The organism is Pseudomonas allokribbensis, assembly GCF_014863605.1.
GTDB classification, from domain to species: domain Bacteria; phylum Pseudomonadota; class Gammaproteobacteria; order Pseudomonadales; family Pseudomonadaceae; genus Aquipseudomonas; species Aquipseudomonas allokribbensis.
In genome coordinates, this window is sequence record NZ_CP062252.1 from 1,043,733 (window position 1) to 1,066,432 (window position 22,700).

Genomic DNA, 22,700 nt, shown 5'->3' on the forward strand with positions numbered 1-22,700 from the left:
AAGCACCCGAACGAGCGGGCATATTCATATGCCCTTTCGATCTAGTTGGCGTCCTGATTAGAAGGGGTCGCTGTGCTAGGATTCCCCGCTCGAACACGGCCCGCTGGCCGTTCATAAGAAAGCTTTCGTGAGTAGCCATGGTCGACAAACTGACGCATCTGAAACAGCTGGAGGCGGAAAGCATCCACATCATCCGCGAGGTGGCCGCCGAGTTCGACAACCCGGTGATGCTGTACTCCATCGGTAAAGACTCCGCCGTGATGCTGCATCTGGCACGCAAGGCGTTCTTCCCGGGCAAACTGCCGTTTCCGGTGATGCACGTCGACACGCAGTGGAAATTCCAGGAAATGTACAAGTTCCGCGACAAGATGGTCGAAGAGCTTGGCCTGGACCTGATCACCCACGTCAACCCGGATGGCGTTGCGCAGGGCATCAACCCGTTCACCCACGGCAGCGCCAAACACACCGACATCATGAAGACCGAGGGCCTGAAGCAGGCACTCGACAAGCATGGTTTCGACGCCGCCTTCGGCGGTGCCCGTCGCGATGAAGAGAAGTCCCGCGCCAAGGAGCGCGTCTACTCGTTCCGCGACAGCAAACACCGCTGGGACCCGAAGAACCAGCGTCCGGAGCTGTGGAACGTCTACAACGGCAAGGTCAACAAGGGCGAATCCATTCGTGTGTTCCCGCTGTCGAACTGGACCGAACTGGACATCTGGCAGTACATCTACCTCGAAGGCATCCCGATCGTACCGCTGTACTTCGCCGCCGAACGCGAAGTGATCGAGAAGAACGGCACGCTGATCATGATCGACGACGAGCGCATCCTCGAGCACCTGTCCGATGAGGACAAGGCGCGCATCGTCAAAAAGAAAGTGCGTTTCCGTACCCTTGGCTGCTACCCGTTGACGGGCGCGGTGGAGTCCGAGGCCGAAAGCCTGACGGACATCATTCAGGAAATGCTCCTGACGCGAACTTCCGAGCGCCAGGGCCGGGTCATCGACCACGATGGCGCAGGCTCGATGGAAGATAAAAAACGTCAGGGTTATTTCTAAGGGGTTGTCATGTCTCACCAGTCTGATTTGATCAGCGAGGACATCCTCGCCTACCTGGGCCAGCACGAACGTAAAGAGCTGCTGCGCTTTTTGACCTGCGGTAACGTCGACGACGGCAAGAGCACCCTGATCGGGCGCCTGCTGCACGACTCGAAGATGATCTATGAAGATCACCTCGAAGCCATCACCCGCGATTCGAAGAAAGTCGGCACCACCGGTGACGACATCGACCTGGCATTGCTGGTCGACGGCCTGCAGGCCGAGCGCGAGCAGGGCATCACCATCGATGTCGCGTACCGCTATTTCTCCACCGCCAAGCGCAAATTCATCATCGCCGACACCCCCGGCCATGAGCAGTACACCCGCAACATGGCCACCGGTGCGTCCACCTGTGACCTGGCGATCATCCTGGTCGACGCCCGTTACGGCGTGCAGACCCAGACCCGTCGCCACAGCTTCATCGCATCCCTGCTGGGCATCAAGCACATCGTTGTCGCCATCAACAAGATGGACCTCAAAGGCTTCGATCAGGGCGTGTTCGAGTCGATCAAGGCCGACTACCTGAAGTTCGCCGAAGGCTTGAAGATGAAGCCGACGAGCATGCACTTCGTGCCGATGTCCGCTCTGAAGGGCGACAACGTGGTGAACAAGTCCGAGCGCTCGCCGTGGTATACCGGCCAGTCGTTGATGGAAATCCTCGAGACCGTGGAAGTGGCGGGCGACCGCAACTTCACCGATCTGCGTTTCCCGGTGCAGTACGTCAACCGTCCGAACCTGAACTTCCGCGGTTTCGCCGGCACCCTGGCCAGCGGCATCGTCAAGAAGGGCGACGAAGTCGTGGTCCTGCCTTCGGGCAAGAGCAGCCGCGTGAAATCCATCGTCACCTTCGAAGGTGAACTGGAACACGCAGGTCCTGGCCAGGCCGTGACGCTGACCATGGAAGACGAGATCGACATCTCCCGTGGCGACCTGCTGGTACACGCCGACAACGTCCCGCCGGTGACCGACAGCTTCGAAGCGATGCTGGTGTGGATGGCTGAAGAGCCGATGCTGCCGGGCAAGAAATACGACATCAAGCGCGCCACCAGTTACGTGCCGGGCTCCATCGCCAGCATCGTCAACAAGGTCGACGTCAACACCCTCGAAGAAGGCCCGGCGAGCGCGTTGCAGCTCAACGAAATCGGCAAGGTCAGGATCGCGCTTGATGCGCCGATCGCCCTCGACGGTTACGACAGCAACCGCACCACCGGCGCGTTCATCATCATTGACCGTTTGACCAACGGCACCGTTGGCGCCGGCATGATCGTCGCGCAGCCAGTGACCCATGGCACGGCTACGCACCACGGCAAGCTGGCCCATGTAGCGACCGAAGAGCGCGCTCAGCGTTTCGGTCAGCAACCGGCGACCGTGCTGTTCAGCGGCCTGTCCGGCGCTGGCAAGAGCACTTTGGCGTACGCGGTCGAGCGCAAACTGTTCGACCTCGGTCGTGCGGTGTTTGTGCTGGACGGCCAGAACCTGCGTCACGACCTCAACAAAGGTCTGCCGCAGGATCGCGCCGGTCGCACCGAGAACTGGCGTCGTGCCGCGCATGTGGCGCGTCAGTTCAACGAAGCGGGTCTGCTGACGCTTGCTGCGTTTGTGGCGCCGAGTGCTGAAGGTCGTGAACAGGCGAAAGATCTGATCGGCAAGGAGCGTCTGCTGACGGTCTATGTCCAGGCTTCGCCGACTGTTTGCGCAGAGCGTGATCCGCAAGGGTTGTACGCTGCGGGTGGCGATAATATTCCGGGTGAGTCTTTCCCGTATGACGTGCCGTTGGATGCTGATCTGGTGATCGATACTCAGTCGTTGTCGCTGGATGAAAGTGTGAAGCAGGTGTTGGATCTGTTGCGTAAGCGTGGCGCGATTTAAGCGTTAGCTGCCAATAAGAAGCCCGCCGATGAGTGATCATCGGCGGGCTTTTCTTTTGTGGTTGGCAGGCGTATGGGTGTTGGCCTGCTGGCGGTGGCGGCCTTTGGGCCGGCCAGGCTCTGGGTGTTTTTTGTGAATATCCGTTTCTGCGGGTGTTGCGGCTGGCGGTTCCGCCCTTACGGCGGCTCACTTTTTCAAACGCCAAAAAGTAAGCAAAAGGCTTGGCCCGTGCGTTCGGCCCCTCGCTGGGGCTCGGTGTTCCTTCGTTCCGGGATTCATCCGGGGGCATCGCCTACGGTTTGCTTCGCTGCACCTCCTCTCGATGTGTTTGGCTTCGCCAAACGGCGCTGCGCGCCCACCCCCGGATGAATCCCTCCACTCAGCCTGTCGAAGGGGCCGGCACGTCAAAAGCGGTACTCGAGCTAACGCTCATTGTGTTGAGTGGTGAGGGGCGGAAGCCGGCCTGTTTCTGTCGGGGGCTCCCTCAGGGGGATCAGCGTTGGTTCGGATACTCGAGGTGCATCTGCTCCAGCAGCGCATCTTTGTCCTGCCAGAGCTGGTTGATCCAGCCTTGAAACTGCAGGCGATATTCGCCGTCCTGGTCGTAGTTCTTGCCGATGAACTGCGCAGGGATTTTCAGTTCTTCAAAGTGCACCACTACGTCTCGCACATTGCCGCACAGCAGGTCCCAGAAGCCTGGACGCCCGCCCGGGTAGTGGATGGTCACGTTGACGATGGATTCCAGCTGTTCGCCCATCGCATCGAGCACGAAGGCAATGCCGCCGGCCTTGGGTTTGAGCAGGTATTTGAACGGTGACTGTTGCTGCGCGTGCTTGCCTTCGGTGAACCGTGTGCCTTCGACGAAGTTGAAGATGCCCACCGGGTTGTCGCGAAATTTCGCGCAGGTCTTGCGGGTGGTTTCCAGGTCTTTGCCTTTCTTTTCCGGGTGCTTCTCCAGGTACGCTTTCGAGTAGCGTTTCATGAACGGGAAGCCCAGCGTCCACCACGCCAGACCGATCACCGGCACCCAGATCAGTTCCTGTTTGAGGAAGAATTTCAGCGGTTGAATTTTCCGGTTGAGCACGTATTGCAGCACCAGAATGTCGACCCAGCTCTGGTGGTTGCTGGTGATCAGGTACGAGTGCTGATAGTCCAGACCTTGCAGGCCGCTGAGGTGCCAGCGGGTGCGGCGGACCAGGTTCATCCAGCCTTTGTTGTTGCTGATCCAGGCTTCGTGGGTGTGGCTCATCAGCCAGCGCGAGGCACGGCGTGCGAGGTCGAACGGCAGCACTTTGATCAGCGCCACGAGAAACAGGAACGAGCACAGCAGGATCGTGTTCAGCGCCAACAGCAGCGCGGCGATCACGCCGCGCAAGGGGGCAGGGAGAAAGGCCAGCATTGAGTCATATATCCAAAGGTCGGTTGGCAGCTTGAATCGCGGTCAGGGCGATGGTGTAGACGATGTCGTCGACCTGCGCGCCGCGCGGCAGATCGTTCACCGGTTTGCGCAGGCCTTGCAGCATCGGGCCGAGGCTGACGCAATCGGCGCTGCGCTGCACGGCTTTGTGCGTGGTGTTGCCGGTGTTCAGGTCGGGGAACACGAATACCGTGGCGCGACCGGCCACCTGGCTGTTCGGCGCCAGTTGCCGGGCCACGGTTTCGTTGGCGGCGGCGTCGTACTGCAACGGCCCGTCGATCAGCAGCGAGTGCTGTTGTTCGTGGGCGAGCAGGGTGGCTTCGCGGACTTTCTCGACGTCCTCGCCAGTGGCCGATTCGCCGCTGGAGTAGCTGATCATCGCCACCCGTGGCGTGATGCCGAACGCGGCGGCCGAGTCGGCGCTTTGCAGGGCGATCTCGGCCAGTTCGCTGGCGCTCGGGTGCGGGTTCATCACGCAGTCGCCGTAGACCAGCACTTCTTCGGGGAACAGCATGAAGAACACCGACGACACCAGCGTGCAGCCCGGCGCCGTCTTGATCAGTTGCAAGGCCGGGCGGATGGTGTTGGCGGTGGTGTTGATGATGCCGGAGACCAGTCCGTCGACTTCATCCAGCGCCAGCATCATGGTGCCGATCACCACCGTGTCTTCGAGTTGCTGCTCGGCCATCGGCGCGTTGAGGCTTTTGCTCTTGCGCAGGGCGACCATCGGTTCGACGTAGCGCTCGCGGATCAGATCCGGATCGAGAATTTCCAGCCCCGGCGGCAGCACGATGCCCTGGGCCCGGGCCACGGCTTCAACGTCTGCCGGTTTGGCCAGCAACACACAGCGGGCAATCCCGCGTTCCTGACAGATCGCCGCCGCTTGCACGGTGAACGGCTCGCTGCCTTCGGGCAGCACGATGCGCTTGTTGGCGGCCTGTGCGCGTTGAATCAATTGATAGCGGAACACCGCCGGTGACAGGCGCATTTCTCGCGGCGTGCCGCAGCGCTGGTGCAGCCAGTTGGCATCCAGATGACTGGCGACGAAATCGGTGATGATCTCCGCGCGCTCGCGGTCGTCGACGGGGATTTCCTTGTTCAGGCCGTTGAGCAGGTTGGCGGTGTCGTAGGAACCGGTGCTCACCGACAACACCGGCAAGCCAGCCTGCAACGCGCCACGGCACAGGTCCATGATGCGTGGATCCGGCAGGGTGTCGCTGGTCAGCAGCAGGCCCGCCAGCGGTACGCCGTTGATGGCCGCGAGGCTGACGGCGAGGATGATGTCGTCGCGATCGCCGGGGGTCACTACCAATACGCCGGGCTTGAGCAGGTCCACGGTGTTGCGCATGGTGCGCGCGCAAATGATGGTCTTGGTCATGCGCCGGGTTTCGTAGTCGCCGGCGTTGAGCACCTGGGCGCCCATCAGGTCGGCGACGTCGCGGGTGCGCGGGGCATTGAGTTCGGGCTGGAACGGAATGCAGCCGAGCAGGCGGAAATCACCACTGCGCAGCAACGGCGAATGCTCTTTCAGACGCGCGGCGAAGGCGTCCATGCTTTCGTCGGTCTTGACCTTGTTGAGGATCACGCCGAGGACTTTCGGGTCTTTCGGGCCGCCGAACAGTTGCGCCTGCAACTCGACGCGACCGGACAGTTCGGTCAGCACTTCGTTTTCCGGCGCCGAGACCAGAATCACCTCGGCATCAAGGCTCTTGGCCAGGTGCAGGTTGACCCGTGCGGCATAGCTGGCGCTGCGGGTCGGCACCATGCCTTCGACGACCAGCACGTCTTTGCCGATGGCCGCCTGCTGGTAGAGAGCGATGATTTCTTCAAGCAGCTCGTCGAGCTGACCGTCGCCGAGCATCCGCTCGACGTGGGCCAGACCCAGTGGCTGCGGTGGCTTCAGGCCGTGGGTGCGGGCCACCAGTTCGGTGGAGCGTTCAGGGCCGGTGTCGCCCGGATGCGGCTGGGCAATCGGTTTGAAAAAGCCGACTTTCAGCCCGGCCCGTTCCAGCGTACGCACCAGCCCGAGGCTGATGGAGGTCAGACCCACACCAAAATCGGTGGGCGCGATAAAAAAAGTTTGCATGCGGATTCTCTAAGGGTGCATGGCAAGGGCGTTGGCCTATGGCTGGCCTTCCACCGGTTTTTCAGGCGTCAAGGTTAGCGCTAACCGAGCCTTGAGCGCACCAACCGCAAGCAAAGGGTTGGCCTATTTTTTCAATACGTTGCGTTGCGTCCAGCACCCATGCTCGTGACTGCCACGGCGGCTGGTGACGCAGGTGCTGGGTATGGCCGCAGGAAAGTTCGGCCACCCAGTGACCGTCCTCGTCCTGATGGAAGCCTGTGATCGTCGAATCCCGTTTGTCAGGGTTGTGTTCGCTTTCGAGCGATTGCTTCGCTAAACTTGGCCTTTCTATATTCTTATGCAAAAGGTCTCGCCCCATGCTGATCGCCGCCAATAAGGCTGTCTCCATCGACTATACCCTGACCAACGACGCTGGTGAGGTCATCGACAGCTCCGCCGGCGGCGCTCCGCTGGTTTACCTGCATGGCGCAGGCAACATCATCCCGGGCCTGGAAAAAGCCCTGGAAGGTAAAACCGTCGGTGACGACCTGCAAGTTGCAGTCGAGCCGGAAGATGCCTACGGCGAATACGCTGCCGAACTGGTCAGCACCCTGAGCCGCAGCATGTTCGAAGGCGTTGACGAGCTGGAAGTCGGCATGCAGTTCCACGCTTCGGCGCCGGACGGCCAGATGCAGATCGTCACCATTCGTGACCTGGACGGCGACGACGTCACCGTCGACGGCAACCACCCGCTGGCCGGTCAGCGCCTGAACTTCAAAGTGAAGGTCGTTGCCATCCGTGACGCCAGCCAGGAAGAAATCGCTCATGGTCACGTCCATGGCGAAGGTGGCCATCACCACTGATTTTCTGCGCTAAGCTCAGAGAACTGGAGAGGCGCCCGAGGGCGCCTTTTTAGTCCGCGGCTGTCCTTGGTGGCCTCGCCAAGTGGCTGTTTCGAGTAGAAAACGGGAATCTGGAGTTCGTCATGAGTGCTTTTCACGACCTTAAGTTGACAGCCCTGGATGGTCAGGAGCTACCGCTGGCACCCTTCAAGGGCCAAGTCGTGCTGGTGGTCAACGTCGCCTCCAAATGCGGCTTGACCCCACAGTACGCGGCGCTGGAAAACCTCTATCAGCAATACAAAGGCAAAGGCTTCAGTGTGCTGGGCCTGCCGTGCAACCAGTTTGCCGGTCAGGAACCGGGCAGCGAGCAGGAGATTCAGGAATTCTGCAGCCTCAACTATGGCGTGAGTTTTCCGTTGTCGAAAAAGCTCGAAGTCAACGGTCACGATCGCCATCAGCTGTACCGCCTGCTGGCGGGCGAGGGTGCCGAATTTCCCGGTGACATCACCTGGAATTTCGAGAAATTCCTGCTCGGCAAGGACGGTCGTGTACTGGCCCGCTTCTCGCCGCGCACGGCGCCGGATGATCCTTCGGTGATTACGGCGATTGAAAAAGCCCTGAGCTGAAACGCGAAAATCGCAGCCATCGAGCTGCGATTTTTTTTGCCTGTCTTTTGACCCTTAATCATTCAGATCAATAATGCTTTCGGCTGGTTGAAACTCCGCATATTATCGCCGTCATATGAATCACATGCCCGTCGATGACTTTTTCGTGGAGCCTCCCATGCCTGTTCAAGCCTTGTTCAAACCGTTCCAGCTCGGTGCCCTCGAACTGCCGACCCGCGTGGTCATGGCGCCGATGACCCGTTCGTTCTCTCCGGGTGGCATACCCAATTCCAAAGTGATCGAGTATTACCGTCGTCGTGCGGCGGCCGGTGTCGGCCTGATCATCACCGAGGGCACCACCGTCGGCCACCAGGCCTCCAACGGTTACCCGAATGTGCCGCAGTTCTTCGGCGAAGCGGCACTGGCCGGCTGGAAGAAAGTTGTCGACGCGGTGCACGCCGAGGGCGGCAAGATCGTCCCGCAACTGTGGCACGTCGGTAGCGTTCGTCGCATCGGCACCGAGCCGGATGCCAGCGTGCCGGGCTACGGCCCGACGGAGAAACTCAAGGACGGTCAGGTCGTGGTGCACGGCATGACCAAGCAGGATATCCAGGACGTGATCGCAGCCTTCGCCCAGGCTGCCAAAGATGCCCAGAGCATCGGCATGGACGGCGTGGAAATCCACGGCGCCCACGGTTACCTGATCGACCAGTTCTTCTGGGAAGGCAGCAACCAGCGTACCGACGAATACGGTGGCAGCCTGGCCAACCGTTCGCGTTTCGCCATCGAACTGATCCAGGCCGTGCGCGCTGCCGTGGGTGAAGGCTTCCCGATCATCTTCCGTTTCTCGCAGTGGAAGCAGCAGGACTACACCGCACGTCTGGTGCAAACCCCGGAGGCGCTGGGCGAGTTCCTCAAGCCTCTGTCCGACGCTGGCGTGGACATTTTCCACTGCTCGACGCGTCGTTTCTGGGAACCGGAATTCGACGGTTCCGAACTGAACCTGGCCGGCTGGACACGCAAGCTGACCGGCAAACCGACCATCACCGTCGGCAGTGTCGGCCTCGATGGCGAGTTCCTGCAGTTCATGGTCAACACCGACAAGGTCGCGCAACCGGCCAGTCTGGAAAAACTGCTGGAGCGTCTGAACAATGACGAGTTCGATCTGGTGGCGGTAGGTCGCGCGCTGCTGGTGGACCCGGACTGGGCGCAGAAAGTGCGCGAAGGCCGCGAGCAAGACATTCTACCGTTCAGCCGTGAGGCGTTGATGACGCTGGTTTGATTGCAGTGGGGGGCTTGTCGCGCAGGTCGCGGCAGGCTCCCTGCAAATGGTTTTCAAACTGCTCGATGATGGCCGCCCAGCCTTGGCGACTGGCATGCTGGCGGGCGTTCAATCTGACGCAACGCAAGGTTTCATCCTCTTCCAGCAGCCACTGCGCTGCATCGCAAAACGCCTCTTCATCCCCCGGCATCGCCAGCACGCCGTTGTAGCCGTGGCGAATATGCTGCGCAGCCGCTGCCTGATCGTAGGCCACCACGCCAAGACCCGAAGCCAGCGCCTCCAGCACGACGTTGCCGAACGTCTCGGTCATGCTCGGAAACAGGAACAGATCGCCAGACGCATAGTGCGCTGCCAGCGCTTCGCCGCGTTGTGAGCCGCAGAAAATCGCCTCGGGCAATTCTTTTTCCAGGGCCACCCGTTGTGGTCCGTCACCGACGATGATGAGTTTCAGGTTGCGTTGTGGATAAGCGTTAGCGAGCTTGTCGAAGCAGCGCTTGAGCAGGCCGAGATTCTTTTCTGGCGCCAGGCGTCCTACGTGAATCACCGCGATGTCCTGCTCGCTCAGTCCCCATTGCTCACGCAGGGCGTTCAGGCGTTTGGTCGGGTGGAACAACTGACTGTCGACCCCTCGGGACAGCAGTGCGAGACGATCGAAATGTCGTCGTTCCAGTTCCAGACGCTGGCTGACGCTCGGCACCAGGGTCAGCGCCGACCGATTGTGGAACCAGCGCAGATAGTGGGTCAGCAATCGTGTCAGCAGGCCGAGGCCGTACTGGTTGGTGTACTGCTGGAAATTGGTGTGGAAGCCGCTGACCACGGCGATGCCCAGGCGGCGCGCGGCTCGCAGTGCCGACAACCCGAGCGGGCCTTCGGTGGCGATGTACAACACATCCGGGCGTTGGCGTGTCCAGCGGCGCAGCAACTTGTGCATCGACGACTGACCCCACTGCAACCCCGGATAACCCGGCAGCGGCCAGCCTCGGCACAACAGCAGCGCATCGTCTTCACTGCGCTGCGGATCGTCACCCTGACGTGGCCGCACCAGTTCCACCCGATGCCCGCGCGCGCGCAAACCGTCGCACAAGCGGCCAAGGGTATTGGCCACCCCGTTGATTTCCGGTGGGAAGGTTTCGCTGATCAGAGTGATGTGTAGAGCTGTCGTCATGGCCTCAGTGTCGGCTGAGGCCATGTCGTGGTTGTGACGTTCGGATGATGGATTTGTGACGATGATATCTGCCGTAAAAAAACTACGGCAAGTAGAATTTAAGCTATAATTTCGACGTTTATTGAATTTCTTAGGATGTGTTTCATGTTATGTAGATTTGAGGTTTCGGGATTTAAAGGCTTTGAAGAGAATTTTGTATTCGATTTGCTTCAAAGTAATAGTTATGAGTTCAATAAGGAGGCAGTGAAGAATGGCGTTATAAAAAGTAGCATAATTTATGGCAAGAACGGATGTGGGAAAACCAATTTAAGTTTTGCGCTATTTGATATTGTTACTCATCTGGTGGATAGGACGAGAAATTTTAATTTCTATGCAAAAAACTACTTGAATGCCAGCAGTAAGGAGAAGGTGGCGAGATTTACTTATCGTTTTAAGTTTGATGAGGATGAGTTGGTTTATTCTTATGAGAAGTTGTCTTCTTCTAATATATTGAAAGAGTCGATAGCTATAAATGGTAAGCTGTATGTAAGTGTTGACAGGGCTGAAGGCGGAAGTTTGCTGATAGATCTTCCTGGTACAAAAAGTCTTAAAAGAGATCTAGGGCTGCTCAAGGATATTTCAGGGTCTGAAATTTCAGTGGTTTCTTACATTGCTTCAAATTCTCTGCTGCCGGATAGCGGAGTTTCGTTGGTGTTCAAACGATTCTACAAGTTTGTGCAAGGCATGCTTTTTTTTAGATCCCTTGAGGGGAATTCATATGTCGGTCTGAGTGAGGCTTCAGGCATAAAAATTTGTAGTGATATTGCCGAGCGCGGAAATGTAAAGGATTTTGAGAAGTTTTTAAATAGTAATGGGATCGAGTGCAAGCTTGAAGAAGTGAAAGATAATGATGGCAAGAATATATCTTTCAAATTTGGTAAAGCCTTGATTCCGTTCTCTGAAGTGGCTTCAACGGGGACTAAAACTCTAGGTTTGTTCTATTTCTGGATGCAGCGCATGAAAAAGGATGATTATATTTCTCTTGCCTGTATTGATGAATTCGATGCTTTTTATCACCACGAGCTTGCTGTTCATGTCGTGGAGATTCTGAAAAAAGTTAATAGCCAAGTGATTCTGACAACGCATAATACAAGCATCATGACTAATGATCTTCTTAGGGCGGATTGTTATTTTGTAATGAATAATAAAAAAATTGTGTCGCTCTCTGATTCGACATCAAAGGAAATAAGGCAGGCCCATAATCTCGAGAAAATATATAAGGCTGGTGGGTTTAGCGTCGAAGGTCATTCGAATGAGTAAGATTCAGCATATATTGTTTGTCTTCGAGGGTGAAAAGACGGAAAAGCTGATCAGTAGGAAGTTTATAGAGTACTACTTCAGTAGTAATGGAAAAAGCATAGTAACTACGGCATTTTGTGGTGAGATCTACCAACTCATCGCAAAAATGAAGGAAGATGGTTTTGGCTTGGGAAGTATCGACCTTTTTCCTTTGCTGCAAGATATGCCGGAGAATAAAAGCCTGAAAGAATTCAAGCGCGATGATTTTTCCGAAACTTATCTGTTTTTCGATTATGATCCGCATGCGTCCGGTGCCTCTGATGATAAAGTAAAAGAGTTACTCGAATTTTTCAGTGAAGAGACGGAGGAGGGTAAGCTATTTATCAGCTATCCAATGGCAGAGGCTGTCAGGTGTATGGATGAAAAGTGTAAAATAAACTGTTTTTCAGTTTTGTCAGTTCCTCTCTCGATTGGGAATAAGTTCAAGAATTTTTCGTCAATCTATTCTTCAGATAAGTTTAGGTCAGTTAAGTCATGGACGAGGGAGCATTGGAACGAGGTTGTATGGCGACATTGTGAGAAGTCTAATTTTATCGCTCACGGACTAGGGCTGTTCCCGGCGGTTGCAATCTCTGAGTCTGAGTTGTTTGAAGGTCAGTTGAAAGAAAAGCTTCGTCGGAACCGTATATATGTTCTCAGTTCTTTTCCTATGATGCTTGCGAGCTACTATGGCATGAGAAAAGTCAAGGAAATGACTATTGGAAGGTGGTGCAAGAAAGGCGCGTTGCGCAAAGCCCCGTGGATAGGTAGATACAATCATTCTGCCTGATAGCGCGAGGAATCAAGGAGTGTTATTCCCGTTTTTTATTCAAAAATAGCATCCTGCTAATCTATTTTTAGTATTTATCTGATTAGTCGGGAGTATGCTTTCCACTCCTGACGCCGATACCTGCTCGCTTTCAATGAGCGCGGAAGAACGCTGGGCCGTATGAAAATTGATTTTAAGTGGGGGCTTGCTGCGGTGCTTGTTCGCGCACCCAGAACAGCGTAGCCCCGGCCACGGCGGCCGGCATCATCAGGATGTTCACCACTGGAATCAGCAACGCCAGGTAAACGATCCCGCCGAAGCTCATGCTCTGCCAGCGCTTCTGCCGCAACCAGGCGAGCATTTCGTTCCAGCCCAGTTTGTGGTTGTCCGCCGGGTAGTCGATGTACTGGATCGCCATCATCCATACGCCGAACAGCAGCCACAGCGGTGCGGCGACGATGTTTACCACCGGGATGAACGAGAGGATGAACAGGCCGATCGCCCGGGGCAGGAAGTAGCCGAGCTTGCGCATTTCCCGGGCCAGGGTGCGCGGAATCATCGCAATCAGTTCGCCCCAACTGAAGGCCGGGAAATCGTCGGTGCCGCGTACCACGACTTCGACTTTTTCCGCGAGGAAGCCGTTGAACGGCGCCGCGATCACGTTGGCCAGCATGGTGAAGGTGAAAAACACCATCAATGCCACCAGCACCACGAACAGCGGCCACAGGATGTAGCTCAGAAAGCTCAGCCAGTCGGGGAGCGACGGCATCAGGGTATCGACCCACAGGCTGAACTGGTGGCCGGCGAAATAGATCAATCCGACGAACAGCACCAGGTTGATGGCCAGCGGCAGCAGCACAAAAAGGCGCAGGCCAGGGCTCAAGACCAGTTTCAGGCCTTCACGCAGGTATTGCGGGCCGGAGAGAACAGGGGCGGGCATAAGGTGCTCCGAGCAAGGGAAATCGCGCCGACCTTACCGACTTTGCATCGCCTGTGAAAGCGCGGCAGAGGGATCGACATTCACTGTAACAAAGACGTCCATCTCGTCAGTGTGTCGGCATAGAGACCACCTATGAGCTGGATTGTTAAACCGTATTTCCTTAATCTTGCCCCCCTCGATACGCTGCACCCAACTTTTTACAGGACTGTCGAGCTCATGCCTTCCCCAAGGTTATCCACAGTCCTTTTTTATTCTCGCCGGCAGTCCGGCGTCCGCGCCTGATGTATTGGCCGGTCAACAGGAGACAGGTTCATGTCTGAAGTCCGTCATTCGCGAGTGATCATCCTCGGTTCCGGCCCTGCCGGTTACAGCGCTGCTGTCTACGCTGCCCGTGCCAACCTCAAGCCGCTGCTGATCACCGGCATGCAGGCCGGCGGTCAACTGACCACCACCACCGAAGTCGACAACTGGCCGGGCGACGTCCACGGTCTGACCGGCCCGGTGCTGATGGAGCGCATGCGTGAGCACGCCGAGCGTTTTGAAACCGAGATCGTGTTCGATCACATCAACGCGGTGGACTTCGCTTCCAAACCGTACAGCCTGACTGGCGACAGCGGCACCTACACCTGCGATGCCCTGATCATCGCCACCGGCGCCAGCGCTCGTTACCTTGGCCTGCCGTCGGAAGAAGCGTTCATGGGCAAAGGCGTTTCGGCCTGCGCGACCTGCGACGGTTTCTTCTATCGCAACAAACCGGTTGCCGTGGTCGGTGGCGGCAACACCGCTGTCGAAGAAGCCCTGTACCTGGCCAACATCGCCAGCAAGGTCACCCTGATCCACCGTCGCGAAACCTTCCGCGCCGAGAAGATCCTGATCGACAAGCTCAACGCCCGTGTGGCCGAAGGCAAGATCGAACTGAAACTGAACGCGACCCTGGACGAAGTGCTGGGCGACAACATGGGCGTGACCGGTGCACGTCTGAAGAACAACGACGGCAGCTTCGACGAAATCAAGGTCGACGGCGTGTTCATCGCCATCGGCCACACCCCGAACACCTCGCTGTTCGAAGGTCAGCTGGAATTGAAAGACGGCTACCTGGTCGTTCAGGGCGGCCGTGAAGGCAACGCCACTGCGACCAGCGTCGAAGGCATCTTTGCTGCCGGCGACGTGGCCGACCACGTTTACCGTCAGGCCATCACCTCGGCCGGCGCCGGCTGCATGGCGGCACTGGACACCGAGCGTTACCTGGACGATCTGCAGAACGCTTCGTTCTAAGATCGCAGGTACAAAAAAACCGGCCAATTGGCCGGTTTTTTCATGCTCGCGATTCGCTCGGAATCAACGGCGGGTCAGCGGCTGCGCTTCGAACTTCACGCCCGCCAGACCGTGCTGGATCAGCGCACGGATATTGCCGTGATCGCTGCCTTCAGGTGTCGCCACGACCGAACGGTAGTGTTCGCCGAACGCCAGCAGCGCTTCTTCGTCGCTCAAGCCTTCCAGCAGCGCCAGACCCAGCGTCTTGCACGAACCTTCATTCTGCCCGGCCGCGTTTTCCACGCCTCCGTTGTTGAACGCCTGTGGCTGGTAGTCGTAACCGGCGGCGACGAACGCCAGGGTGTCGGCAAAAACGTGTTCGCCGGTCTTGAGGCTGGCGCGCAGGGTGTTCAGATCACTCATTGGGTTTTCCTTTGGCGAACGCCGCTTGTTGTTCGGCGCTGGCTTCTTGCTGATATTGGGCTTTCCACTCGGCGTACGGCATGCCGTAAACCACTTCGCGGGCATCGTCGAGGCTGACGTCGATCTGGCGCTCGTCGGCGGCGGCCTTGTACCACTTGGACAGGCAATTGCGGCAGAACCCGGAGAGGTTCATCAGGTCGATGTTCTGCACATCCTTGCGGCTGTCCAGGTGGGCGACCAGCCGGCGGAAGGCGGCGGCTTCGAGTTCGAGGCGTTGTTGCTCGGTCATGATGGGCTCTGTGCAGTCAAATCGTGGCGCGGATGATAAAAGTCTGACGCTTGAAGCGCCAGACACACTCAGCGGCTGGCGGCGAGGGTGATCGACACCGACTCGGCAAAACGCAACGCGTGCGGCTTGTCGACTTCGACCTCGGCGTACAGCACCGATTCGTTGACCATCACCAGATCCAGCAATTCCTGGGTCAGGCGTTCGAGCAGCGCGAAGCGGTTGCCTTCCACGTGGGCGATGATCGCCTTGGTGATGGTGCGGTAGTTCAGCGCGTGGTCGATGTCGTTGTCGCGCACCGCTTCCTGCGCGGCGTACAGGATGGTCAGGTTGATCAGCACATCCTGCTTGTTGAGGATTTCGTCCTCGTTGATCCCGATAAAGGTGCGCAGGCGCAGATCCTTGACCCGGATGCGCGCCATTCCCGGTTGAAGTTGTGGCATTTACTTGCTCCGTCCAATCAATTGCAGGAACTCCTGGCGGGTGTTGCTCGACTCGCGGAAGGCGCCGAGCATGACCGAGGTGTTCATGGTCGAATTCTGTTTCTCGACACCGCGCATCATCATGCACATGTGCCGGGCTTCGATGACCACCGCGACACCGGCGGCATCGGTGACTTGCTGGACCGCCTCGGCGATCTGCCGGGTGAGGTTTTCCTGGATCTGCAGGCGGCGGGCGAACATGTCCACCAGCCGTGCGATCTTCGACAGCCCCAGCACCTTGCCCGTCGGAATATAAGCCACATGGGCCTTGCCGATGAAGGGCAGTAGGTGATGTTCGCACAACGAGTAGAGCTCGATGTCCGCGACGATGATCATCTCGTCGGTGTCGGAAGCAAACAGCGCACCATTGACGATCTCGTCGACGCTCTGTTCATAGCCGTGACACAGATACTGCATGGCCTTGGCCGCCCGCACCGGTGTGTCGAGCAAGCCTTCACGGTCGGGATCTTCACCGAGGCCGATCAGGATCTCGCGGTAGTTTTCGGGCAGGGAACGGGTCATGGAGCATCCTCGCGGGGGCGTTTTACTTGACGTGCCGCCCGCCGTTGACGGTCAGGGTCGTGCCGGTGACATAAGGGTTGTCGAGCAGATAGCGCAGGCTCTGATAGATCACTTCGCTGCCGGGTTCGATGCCCAGCGCGGACTTGGCCAGCGCCTTGGCGCGGTATGCCGCGTCGTCGTCGGGATTGAACAATAGCAGGGCTGGCGCGATGCCGTTGACCTTGATTGACGGGGCGTAGCGCGCGGCGAAGGACAGCGTGAGACTGTCGAGCCCGGCCTTGCTGGCGCAATAGCCGATGTGTTTGCTGCTGCCCTTGCGGGTGACGTCGTCGCTGATGTGGATGATATCGGCGGGGTTCGAGCGTCGCAGCAGATCGGCGCAATGCAGATTGATCAGGTACGGCGCCAGCATGTGGATGTTGAACATGCGGGTGAAGGCTTCGGCTTCGTCGTCCCCGTTTTCCGCCAGCCACTCGGAGGCGTTGTGAACGATGGCCCGCAGGCTGTCGGTGTGGGTTTTCAGTTCGGCGATGAACGCCAGGATGGAAGCTTCACTGGAAAAGTCCGCGAACACGCCGATCGCGCCCAGGTCCTTCAGCGTCTTCACGCCCGGACGTTCGCTACGGTAAGTGAAGATGACCCGGTGACCGTCCTCCAGCAACCGCTGCGCACAATGCAGCCCGACGCGCTGGCCGGCACCAGTGATGAGAATGGGAGCTGCAAAAGAGGTCATGAACGGCTCGCGTCGAGGTCAGAGCAAAAACTATAACAGCGACGCGAGCGATGGTTTCAGCGATTTTGCGTGGACGCCGCGCCAGGCAGTGGACGGGGTGGGGAACTGTTGAGCCAGCCGGCCAGCAGGCGTGTCGACAGTGGAATGAAGAAATAGACCATCAACGGCGTCAGGCACAGTGTGCTGATGAACACGCGGGGCAACAGGCTCATTTCACCGAGCAGCGGACCGAGCACGAAGTTGAACAGCAGGGAAACCGGGAAAAACGCCAGCCAGATGGCCACGGCCTGTTTCCAGCGCGGAGGACGCACGCCGGCTGCACCGAACCAGCCTTCGATGCCGCTGACCCGATGTTCGGTCGGGTGGGCAAACAGATCACTGCCACGGGCCAGCCACGCGGTGCGCGAGGCCGAGTGCTCCCAGGCGTGCAGGGTCTGTTCGTCGACAAAGCGGAAAATGATCTGGAACTCATCGTCGCCGGGAGGCGGAGCCAATACGCCGGAACCCAGGTAGCCGGGAAAGTCGGTGGCCAGTTGTTCGCCTTCGCGCAGCCAGGCGATCAGGTCCTGATAGCGGCCATCGGCGACGCGACGCGCGACCATCAGCGTGACGGGGGAAGTAGACATCGTGTATCTCCGTATTACGTTTGCGTCGTTCCGGGTAGGAACTTCGCCTGACGCAGCGCCGGGGTAGAGGGCTGCGCTTTTCGACAAGCAAGGATTATTCCTGATTATTGTGACGAAACCAGAGAGTTTCGTCCCGTTTCATCGCTTGAACCGACGAGGGGCATCCGGAGTAGAATGGGATCCAACTACGCCAACAAGGACGTGCCCGCACACATGCCTGTCATTACAGACGTTCGCCCTGCTTCGCAGGCATCTGTTGCGCTAGAGCGCGAGGAGCTTTTCCCCATACGTGAAGTGGCGCGTCTGACCGGAGTGAACCCGGTCACGCTGCGCGCATGGGAGCGACGTTATGGTTTGATCCAGCCGACACGCACCGAAAGCGGGCACCGGCTGTATTCGATGACCGATATCGAGCGCGTTCGCAGCATCGTCGACTGGATTGATCGTGGTGTCTCGGTGAGCAAGGTCGGCAGGATCCTGGCCAAGACCGAGCCGATGAAGGCGCTGGCACACATCATTCCCAATGACATGGTGCAGGCCGACTATCTGCAATGGCAGGATCAGGTCCAGCGCGCGGTCAGTTCATTCGATGACCAGGAACTGGATCGGGTCTACGGGCAGATTTTCTCTTCCTACACGCTGCCTGTGGTGTTCCAGGACATCCTCATGCCGCTGTGGCTGCGCTTGTTGCAGCGTCAGGATTCCTTCGGGCAAACCAGCGAGTGGCTGTTCCTTGATGGTTTCCTGAGGGCGCGGGTGCTGCAGCGCATTGTCGTGTTGCGTGGCTCGCATCCTCGCAAGGTGATTGTCAGCGCCCTGGCGGGGCAGTGCCGCGAACTCGAATTGCTGGTGGCGGCGCTGTTTCTCAGTGGCAATGACACGGGCGTTCGTGTGTTGACCACCGGCCAGCCGTTCGATGAGCTGACGCTGGTTTGCGAAAAAATCAAACCGCAGGCGCTGGTGCTGTTTTCCAATCACGCCCCGACTACTGAATTGCCCCGGCGTCTGAACCGCCTGGCCCTGAGCCTGGATTGTCAGTTGATGCTGGCGGGTGATGCGTCGGATCTGGCACAGGACAGCCTGGCCGGTTCATCGGTGGGCTGTCTGGGCAATGAAGGTTCGACCATGCGCCAGCGCCTGAACCAGTTTCTCGCGGGGACGCTGGATACCTGAGACTCAGGTGTGCAGGGCAGGGTGAGTCAGGCGATGTTGCTGAAGGATGAACTGGCGCAGGCGCTCGGTCTCGTCGGCGTCGCTCTGGCTCAAGTCGTAGGCGTAGAAACCACTTTCGGTTTCCCGTTCGAAGGTGCCGCGCAGGGAAATCCGCTCATAGCCTGAAGGGCTGAACCACAGGGCGAAATGCTTCGGTGGCTTGGTCTTGTTGCGCACTTCCAGCAACACGCCTTTGTGCGAAACCTCGTGAACCCACAGCATGCCCGGTTGGCCCTTGGCATTCTCCAGCGCTACCGGTTCTTCAAGGGCCAGACGCCATGGGCGCACCATCGGCCCGTCTTCATAAATGCTTGGCACACCCAGGCGCAAATGCAGGGCGTGGAATTCGTCTTCCACCAGATGCAGCGGAAAGGTCATCTGCTGGTTTTCGAAGTTGGCCTGGATGGTGACTTGCTCATGGGCCGCCAGGCGCGTGAGCAGATCACGGATTTGCGAACCACCATTGACCAACAGGCTCGACGTCGCATCCCGCACATTGAGCTGCGGGTTGTGTTGCATGGTCTGGATGAAATCCAGCTCGTCCTGGGTCAGGAGGGCGTCGCGTTGCATGGCTAGCTCGAAATAAATAATTACAAAGTCATTGGTGATTGTAGTTAATGACACTTAGTTCGCTGTTTTGTTTGCGCCGTTCGTCGCTTTGATGGCCGCCAGCTCTGCCTCGAGTGCCGCGACCTGGGCTTCCAGCTGCGCCACTCGCTGCTGCGCCTTGACCTGAACGGTCACGTCCTTTTGCACGCCGACGAAGTAAGTCTGTCCATCGTCAGCGTTTTTTACCGTCGACAGCGACAGCTCGTTCCAGAACGGTGTGCCGTCCTTGCGATAGTTACGCAGGATTTCGCGGCACGAGCCGTTATTGCGCAGGGTCTCTCGAATGAGGGGCAGGTTGTCCTGATCCCGGTCTCCGGCCTGCAGAAAACGGCAATCCTGATACAGGATCTCTTCACTGGTGTAACCCGTCAGGTGTTCGAAAGCCGGGTTCACGTAAATCAGGATGTTGTCCTCTTTACCTTCCCGTTCGGCCACCACGATTCCATCGTTCGACGCGTTGATCACCATCTGCAGCAGGCTGGCATTGATCATCTTTGAATCCTTTCAAGGGTGTCGGTGGCAGGCATTCTAGAAGATCAATCGGCGCTGTCTACTGGCCATCAGCGCTTATCGAGAGCCAATCGCAACATTGCGCCGCCGGCTGTTACTATCGCCGCTCTTTTTTTCAGTTTCAGGATCAGATTGATGAAAGTCGCCATCCTCTCCGGCTCGGTGTACGGCACAGCCGAAGAAGTCGCTCGCCACGCCCAGAGCCTGTTGAAAGCCGCCGGTTTTGAAACCTTCTACAATTCGCGTGCCAGCCTCGCCGACCTCCAGGCCTTTGGCCCTGAAGCCTTGCTCGCCGTGACCTCGACCACGGGCATGGGCGAGTTGCCGGACAACCTGCAACCCTTGTACTCGACCCTCCGCGATCAGCTGCCGGCGGCCTGGCGTGGCTTGCCTGGCGCGGTGATCGGATTGGGCGACGCCAGTTACGGCGACACTTTCTGCGGCGGCGGCGAGCAGATGCGTGAGCTGTTCGGCGAACTCGGCGTGCGTGAAGTGCAGGACATGCTGCGCATCGACGCCAGCGAGAGCGTCACCCCGGAAACCGACGCCGAGCCTTGGCTGGAGCAGTTGATCGCCACGCTCAAGGGCTGATCCCGCGTTCGCGCAACAGCGCGAGCCAGGCTTGTGCAGCCTTCGACAGATACGCGCCCCGGCGCCAGATGAAGGCGATGTCCCAGCGCAGGTAATCCGGTGCGTTCAAGGTCAGGCGAACCACGCCTGGCCGCACCAGACCGCGTGCCACCACGCTCGGCAGCAGCACCACGCCTTGCCCGGCGGCCACCAGCGCCGCGAGGAAATCCGCCTGGCCGCTACGGCCACCTTCTTTCGGGGTGAAGCCCATCTGCTGGCACGCCTGAAGCAAACGATCGTTGAGCACGAAACTGCGCTGATACAAAAGGAACGGCGTCTCGGCCAGTTCCTCCAGACCGATTTCACCTTTCGTCGCCAGCGGGTGATCCACCGGCAGCAGCGCATCGAGCGGTTCATCGCAGAAGGGCTGGAAGTCGAACTGTGGGTCTTTCGGCCGCAGACTGCCGCCCAGTTCCAGTTCACCGCTCAATACCGCCTGTTCGATATTGCGGCTGCCACCTTCGAGCAACTGCACGCTGATGTTCGGGTAACGCCGCCGGTACTCGGCGAACAGCCCGGCAAACAGTGCATCGCTGCCCAGCAAGGGCAAACCGAGACGCAACTCGCCGCGCGCCAGTTGGCTGAGGTCATCCAGTTCACTGAGCAATTCATTGCGCAGGCGCAGCATGCCTTCAGCCCGTTGTAACACCACGCTGCCGGCGGCGGTCAGGCGTAGCTGCGAGCCCAGTCGTTCGAGCAGCGGCGTGCCCAGGCTCTGTTCGAGCTGAGCGATCTGCTTGCTCACGGCGGACTGACTGATGTGCAGGGTTTTTGCCGCCTGAGTGAAACCGCCCTGATGCATGACTTCGACGAAGCTTTTGAGCTGTTTGAATTCCATGGCCTGATTCCAGATTGGAATGGCTTTGAGTCTAACAATTCGCTTCGGGGATGGCAGTCCGGTTCGTAAAATAGGCACCTGAAAGGAGCCCAACCATGAACGTCTCGACACTCAAATATCTCTCTCGCCTGCTGGCCGAACTGGCTGTGCTGCTCGGTCTCTATCTGCTCGGCTGCCAGTTGGCCTCGTGGCTGGCATGGCCGATCCCCGGCGGCGTGATCGGCATGGCGTTGCTGCTGTTGGCTTTTGCGTTCGGCTGGGTCAAGCCGGCGGCGCTGCAAATGGGCGCGGGACTGCTGATGGCCGAGATGCTGCTGTTCTTCATTCCGGCCTTGATGAGCCTGCTGGATTACGGCGCATTGCTGCGAGATGACGGCTGGCGAATTCTGTTGGTGATCGCCGCCAGCACGCTGATGGTAATGCTGGTGACCGCGTTCACCGTGGAGCTGGCCGTGCGCCTGAGGCGGTCCCATGAAGCTTGAACTGATGCCGATGTTCTGGCTGGCATTCACGCTGCTGGCCTACTTGTTCAGTCGCTGGCTGTATCGCCGGACCGGTCGCTACGTGCTGTCGCCACTGATCCTGGTCCCCGCATTATTGCTGGCCCTCGCCGTGCCGCTGCATACCGCCTACGCCGAATACTCCAGCAACACCCATTGGCTGATGCTGGTGCTCGGCCCGGTCACCGTCGCGTTTGCGGTGCCGATCTGGCAACAGCGGCGTCTGCTGGTGCGTCACTGGTCGGCGTTGCTGCTGGGCATGCTCGCTGGCAGTACGGCGTCGATTGCGACTTCGTTTGGCCTGGCCAGGGCCTTGGCGCTGGACAGTTCGGTAACGCTGTCACTGGTGCCGCGCTCGATCACCACGCCGTTTGCCATGCCGCTGGCGCAGGATCTGGGTGGTGTGCCCGAACTGACGGCGGTGTTCGTGATGTTCACCGGGGTGTTCGGTGCGATGCTGGGCGGGGTGCTGCTCAAGTGGCTGCCGCTGCGCAGTGCCCTGGCGCGCGGCGCCCTGTTTGGCGTTGGCGCTCATGGTGCGGGCGTCAGTCGCGCCCATGAAGTGGGGGGCGAAGAAGGTTCGGTGGCGGGGCTGGTCATGGTGCTCACCGGGCTGCTCAATCTGTTCGCCGCGCCTTTGTTGGCGTCGTTGCTTTGACATGGATCCAAGCGGCTGGCGTGGCTGACTCGTTCAGTCATCAAGCTGGCTG

Annotated in this window: 26 protein-coding genes; 12 read left to right on the plus strand and 14 right to left on the minus strand. The window is 58.7% G+C overall.

The features are described from left to right. Positions 1 to 137: 137 nt before the first annotated feature. Positions 138 to 1,055, plus strand: a complete 918-nt coding sequence (cysD, locus tag IF199_RS04600; protein ID WP_096818994.1) for a sulfate adenylyltransferase subunit CysD — start codon at positions 138 to 140, stop codon at positions 1,053 to 1,055. A 9-nt stretch (positions 1,056 to 1,064) separates the two neighbouring features. Continuing rightward, on the plus strand, positions 1,065 to 2,963 hold the full coding sequence (gene cysN / locus IF199_RS04605) for a sulfate adenylyltransferase subunit CysN (RefSeq protein ID WP_096818996.1): 1,899 nt from the start codon (positions 1,065 to 1,067) through the stop codon (positions 2,961 to 2,963). A gap of 493 nt (positions 2,964 to 3,456) precedes the next feature. Here the strand turns inward: cysN and IF199_RS04610 are convergent, their stop codons facing one another. The 3 genes from IF199_RS04610 to IF199_RS04620 all read right to left on the minus strand — a co-directional run bounded on the left by IF199_RS04610 (position 3,457) and on the right by IF199_RS04620 (position 6,854). Beyond that, the gene (locus IF199_RS04610) at positions 3,457 to 4,362 is read right to left on the minus strand and encodes an acyltransferase (RefSeq protein ID WP_192559790.1); all 906 of its coding nucleotides are present in this window, start codon (positions 4,360 to 4,362) and stop codon (positions 3,457 to 3,459) included. A 4-nt stretch (positions 4,363 to 4,366) separates the two neighbouring features. Beyond that, the gene (gene pta, locus IF199_RS04615) at positions 4,367 to 6,466 is read right to left on the minus strand and encodes a phosphate acetyltransferase (protein ID WP_096819000.1); all 2,100 of its coding nucleotides are present in this window, start codon (positions 6,464 to 6,466) and stop codon (positions 4,367 to 4,369) included. 61 nt (positions 6,467 to 6,527) lie between these two features. After that, a complete protein-coding gene (locus IF199_RS04620; protein ID WP_096819002.1) occupies positions 6,528 to 6,854 on the minus strand; it encodes a DUF3565 domain-containing protein in 327 nt (108 codons plus the stop codon). Between IF199_RS04620 and IF199_RS04625 the strand changes: the two genes are divergently transcribed. The 3 genes from IF199_RS04625 (at position 6,823) to IF199_RS04635 (ending at position 9,174) form a co-directional block, all read left to right on the plus strand. Beyond that, positions 6,823 to 7,308, plus strand: coding sequence for an FKBP-type peptidyl-prolyl cis-trans isomerase (locus IF199_RS04625; protein ID WP_096819004.1), 486 nt, complete (start codon positions 6,823 to 6,825; stop codon positions 7,306 to 7,308). The genes IF199_RS04620 and IF199_RS04625 overlap by 32 nt on opposite strands. 122 nt (positions 7,309 to 7,430) lie before the next feature. Further along, a complete protein-coding gene (locus IF199_RS04630; protein WP_007959082.1) occupies positions 7,431 to 7,913 on the plus strand; it encodes a glutathione peroxidase in 483 nt (160 codons plus the stop codon). Between the two features lie 157 nt (positions 7,914 to 8,070). Continuing rightward, complete coding sequence (locus IF199_RS04635; protein WP_192559791.1) at positions 8,071 to 9,174, plus strand: NADH:flavin oxidoreductase; 1,104 nt, start codon at positions 8,071 to 8,073, stop codon at positions 9,172 to 9,174. On the opposite strand, the gene IF199_RS04640 is transcribed toward IF199_RS04635, so the two are convergent. Then, positions 9,143 to 10,363 (minus strand): glycosyltransferase family 4 protein, encoded by a 1,221-nt coding sequence (locus tag IF199_RS04640; protein ID WP_192559792.1) that lies wholly within the window; start codon positions 10,361 to 10,363, stop codon positions 9,143 to 9,145. The two genes, IF199_RS04635 and IF199_RS04640, sit on opposite strands and share 32 nt — an antisense overlap. Before the next feature lie 120 nt (positions 10,364 to 10,483). On the opposite strand from IF199_RS04640, the gene IF199_RS04645 reads away from it, so the two are divergent. Together IF199_RS04645 and IF199_RS04650 are read left to right on the plus strand one after the other, a co-directional pair. Beyond that, positions 10,484 to 11,638, plus strand: coding sequence for an AAA family ATPase (locus IF199_RS04645; RefSeq protein ID WP_192559793.1), 1,155 nt, complete (start codon positions 10,484 to 10,486; stop codon positions 11,636 to 11,638). Next, positions 11,631 to 12,446 carry a hypothetical protein gene (locus tag IF199_RS04650; RefSeq protein ID WP_192559794.1) on the plus strand — a complete coding sequence of 272 codons (816 nt, stop codon included), beginning with the start codon at positions 11,631 to 11,633 and terminating at the stop codon, positions 12,444 to 12,446. Before IF199_RS04645 ends, IF199_RS04650 begins: the two co-directional genes overlap by 8 nt. A gap of 172 nt (positions 12,447 to 12,618) precedes the next feature. Here the strand turns inward: IF199_RS04650 and cysZ are convergent, their stop codons facing one another. Next, a complete protein-coding gene (cysZ, locus tag IF199_RS04655; protein ID WP_192559795.1) occupies positions 12,619 to 13,365 on the minus strand; it encodes a sulfate transporter CysZ in 747 nt (248 codons plus the stop codon). Positions 13,366 to 13,677: 312 nt separating this feature from the next. Here cysZ and trxB point away from each other — a divergent pair, with 312 nt between their 5' ends. Beyond that, positions 13,678 to 14,640 carry a thioredoxin-disulfide reductase gene (gene trxB, locus IF199_RS04660; RefSeq protein WP_085711762.1) on the plus strand — a complete coding sequence of 321 codons (963 nt, stop codon included), beginning with the start codon at positions 13,678 to 13,680 and terminating at the stop codon, positions 14,638 to 14,640. A gap of 63 nt (positions 14,641 to 14,703) precedes the next feature. Here trxB and IF199_RS04665 read toward each other — a convergent pair whose 3' ends face one another. The 6 genes from IF199_RS04665 to IF199_RS04690 form a co-directional block, all read right to left on the minus strand. Next, complete coding sequence (locus tag IF199_RS04665) at positions 14,704 to 15,042, minus strand: HopJ type III effector protein (RefSeq protein WP_192559796.1); 339 nt, start codon at positions 15,040 to 15,042, stop codon at positions 14,704 to 14,706. Beyond that, positions 15,035 to 15,331 carry a DUF1244 domain-containing protein gene (locus tag IF199_RS04670; RefSeq protein WP_102619451.1) on the minus strand — a complete coding sequence of 99 codons (297 nt, stop codon included), beginning with the start codon at positions 15,329 to 15,331 and terminating at the stop codon, positions 15,035 to 15,037. The genes IF199_RS04665 and IF199_RS04670 overlap by 8 nt, the downstream gene beginning before the upstream one ends. Positions 15,332 to 15,399: 68 nt before the next feature. Further along, complete coding sequence (gene folX, locus IF199_RS04675) at positions 15,400 to 15,771, minus strand: dihydroneopterin triphosphate 2'-epimerase (protein WP_096819038.1); 372 nt, start codon at positions 15,769 to 15,771, stop codon at positions 15,400 to 15,402. Continuing rightward, positions 15,772 to 16,332 (minus strand): GTP cyclohydrolase I FolE, encoded by a 561-nt coding sequence (gene folE, locus IF199_RS04680; protein WP_096819040.1) that lies wholly within the window; start codon positions 16,330 to 16,332, stop codon positions 15,772 to 15,774. It abuts the gene before it with no gap. Between the two features lie 22 nt (positions 16,333 to 16,354). Continuing rightward, positions 16,355 to 17,065, minus strand: a complete 711-nt coding sequence (gene folM, locus IF199_RS04685; RefSeq protein WP_102619452.1) for a dihydromonapterin reductase — start codon at positions 17,063 to 17,065, stop codon at positions 16,355 to 16,357. A 56-nt stretch (positions 17,066 to 17,121) separates the two neighbouring features. Next, on the minus strand, positions 17,122 to 17,691 hold the full coding sequence (locus IF199_RS04690; RefSeq protein ID WP_102619453.1) for an antibiotic biosynthesis monooxygenase: 570 nt from the start codon (positions 17,689 to 17,691) through the stop codon (positions 17,122 to 17,124). A 213-nt stretch (positions 17,692 to 17,904) separates the two neighbouring features. Between IF199_RS04690 and IF199_RS04695 the strand changes: the two genes are divergently transcribed. Further along, positions 17,905 to 18,864, plus strand: a complete 960-nt coding sequence (locus tag IF199_RS04695) for a MerR family transcriptional regulator (protein WP_096819327.1) — start codon at positions 17,905 to 17,907, stop codon at positions 18,862 to 18,864. A 3-nt stretch (positions 18,865 to 18,867) separates the two neighbouring features. On the opposite strand, the gene IF199_RS04700 is transcribed toward IF199_RS04695, so the two are convergent. Beyond that, entirely contained in the window at positions 18,868 to 19,473 is a 606-nt protein-coding gene (locus IF199_RS04700) for a hypothetical protein (protein ID WP_192559797.1), read from the minus strand. A gap of 54 nt (positions 19,474 to 19,527) precedes the next feature. Then, positions 19,528 to 20,004 (minus strand): PAS domain-containing protein, encoded by a 477-nt coding sequence (locus IF199_RS04705; RefSeq protein WP_192559798.1) that lies wholly within the window; start codon positions 20,002 to 20,004, stop codon positions 19,528 to 19,530. Positions 20,005 to 20,157: 153 nt separating this feature from the next. Between IF199_RS04705 and IF199_RS04710 the strand changes: the two genes are divergently transcribed. Beyond that, complete coding sequence (locus IF199_RS04710) at positions 20,158 to 20,613, plus strand: flavodoxin (RefSeq protein ID WP_192559799.1); 456 nt, start codon at positions 20,158 to 20,160, stop codon at positions 20,611 to 20,613. Here IF199_RS04710 and IF199_RS04715 read toward each other — a convergent pair. Continuing rightward, on the minus strand, positions 20,603 to 21,490 hold the full coding sequence (locus IF199_RS04715; protein WP_192559800.1) for a LysR family transcriptional regulator: 888 nt from the start codon (positions 21,488 to 21,490) through the stop codon (positions 20,603 to 20,605). The two genes, IF199_RS04710 and IF199_RS04715, sit on opposite strands and share 11 nt — an antisense overlap. 95 nt (positions 21,491 to 21,585) lie before the next feature. On the opposite strand from IF199_RS04715, the gene IF199_RS04720 reads away from it, so the two are divergent. Together IF199_RS04720 and IF199_RS04725 are read left to right on the plus strand one after the other, a co-directional pair. Next, positions 21,586 to 21,972 (plus strand): CidA/LrgA family protein, encoded by a 387-nt coding sequence (locus tag IF199_RS04720; RefSeq protein ID WP_192559801.1) that lies wholly within the window; start codon positions 21,586 to 21,588, stop codon positions 21,970 to 21,972. Then, positions 21,962 to 22,648 (plus strand): LrgB family protein, encoded by a 687-nt coding sequence (locus tag IF199_RS04725; RefSeq protein WP_192559802.1) that lies wholly within the window; start codon positions 21,962 to 21,964, stop codon positions 22,646 to 22,648. Before IF199_RS04720 ends, IF199_RS04725 begins: the two co-directional genes overlap by 11 nt. Positions 22,649 to 22,700: the final 52 nt, after the last annotated feature.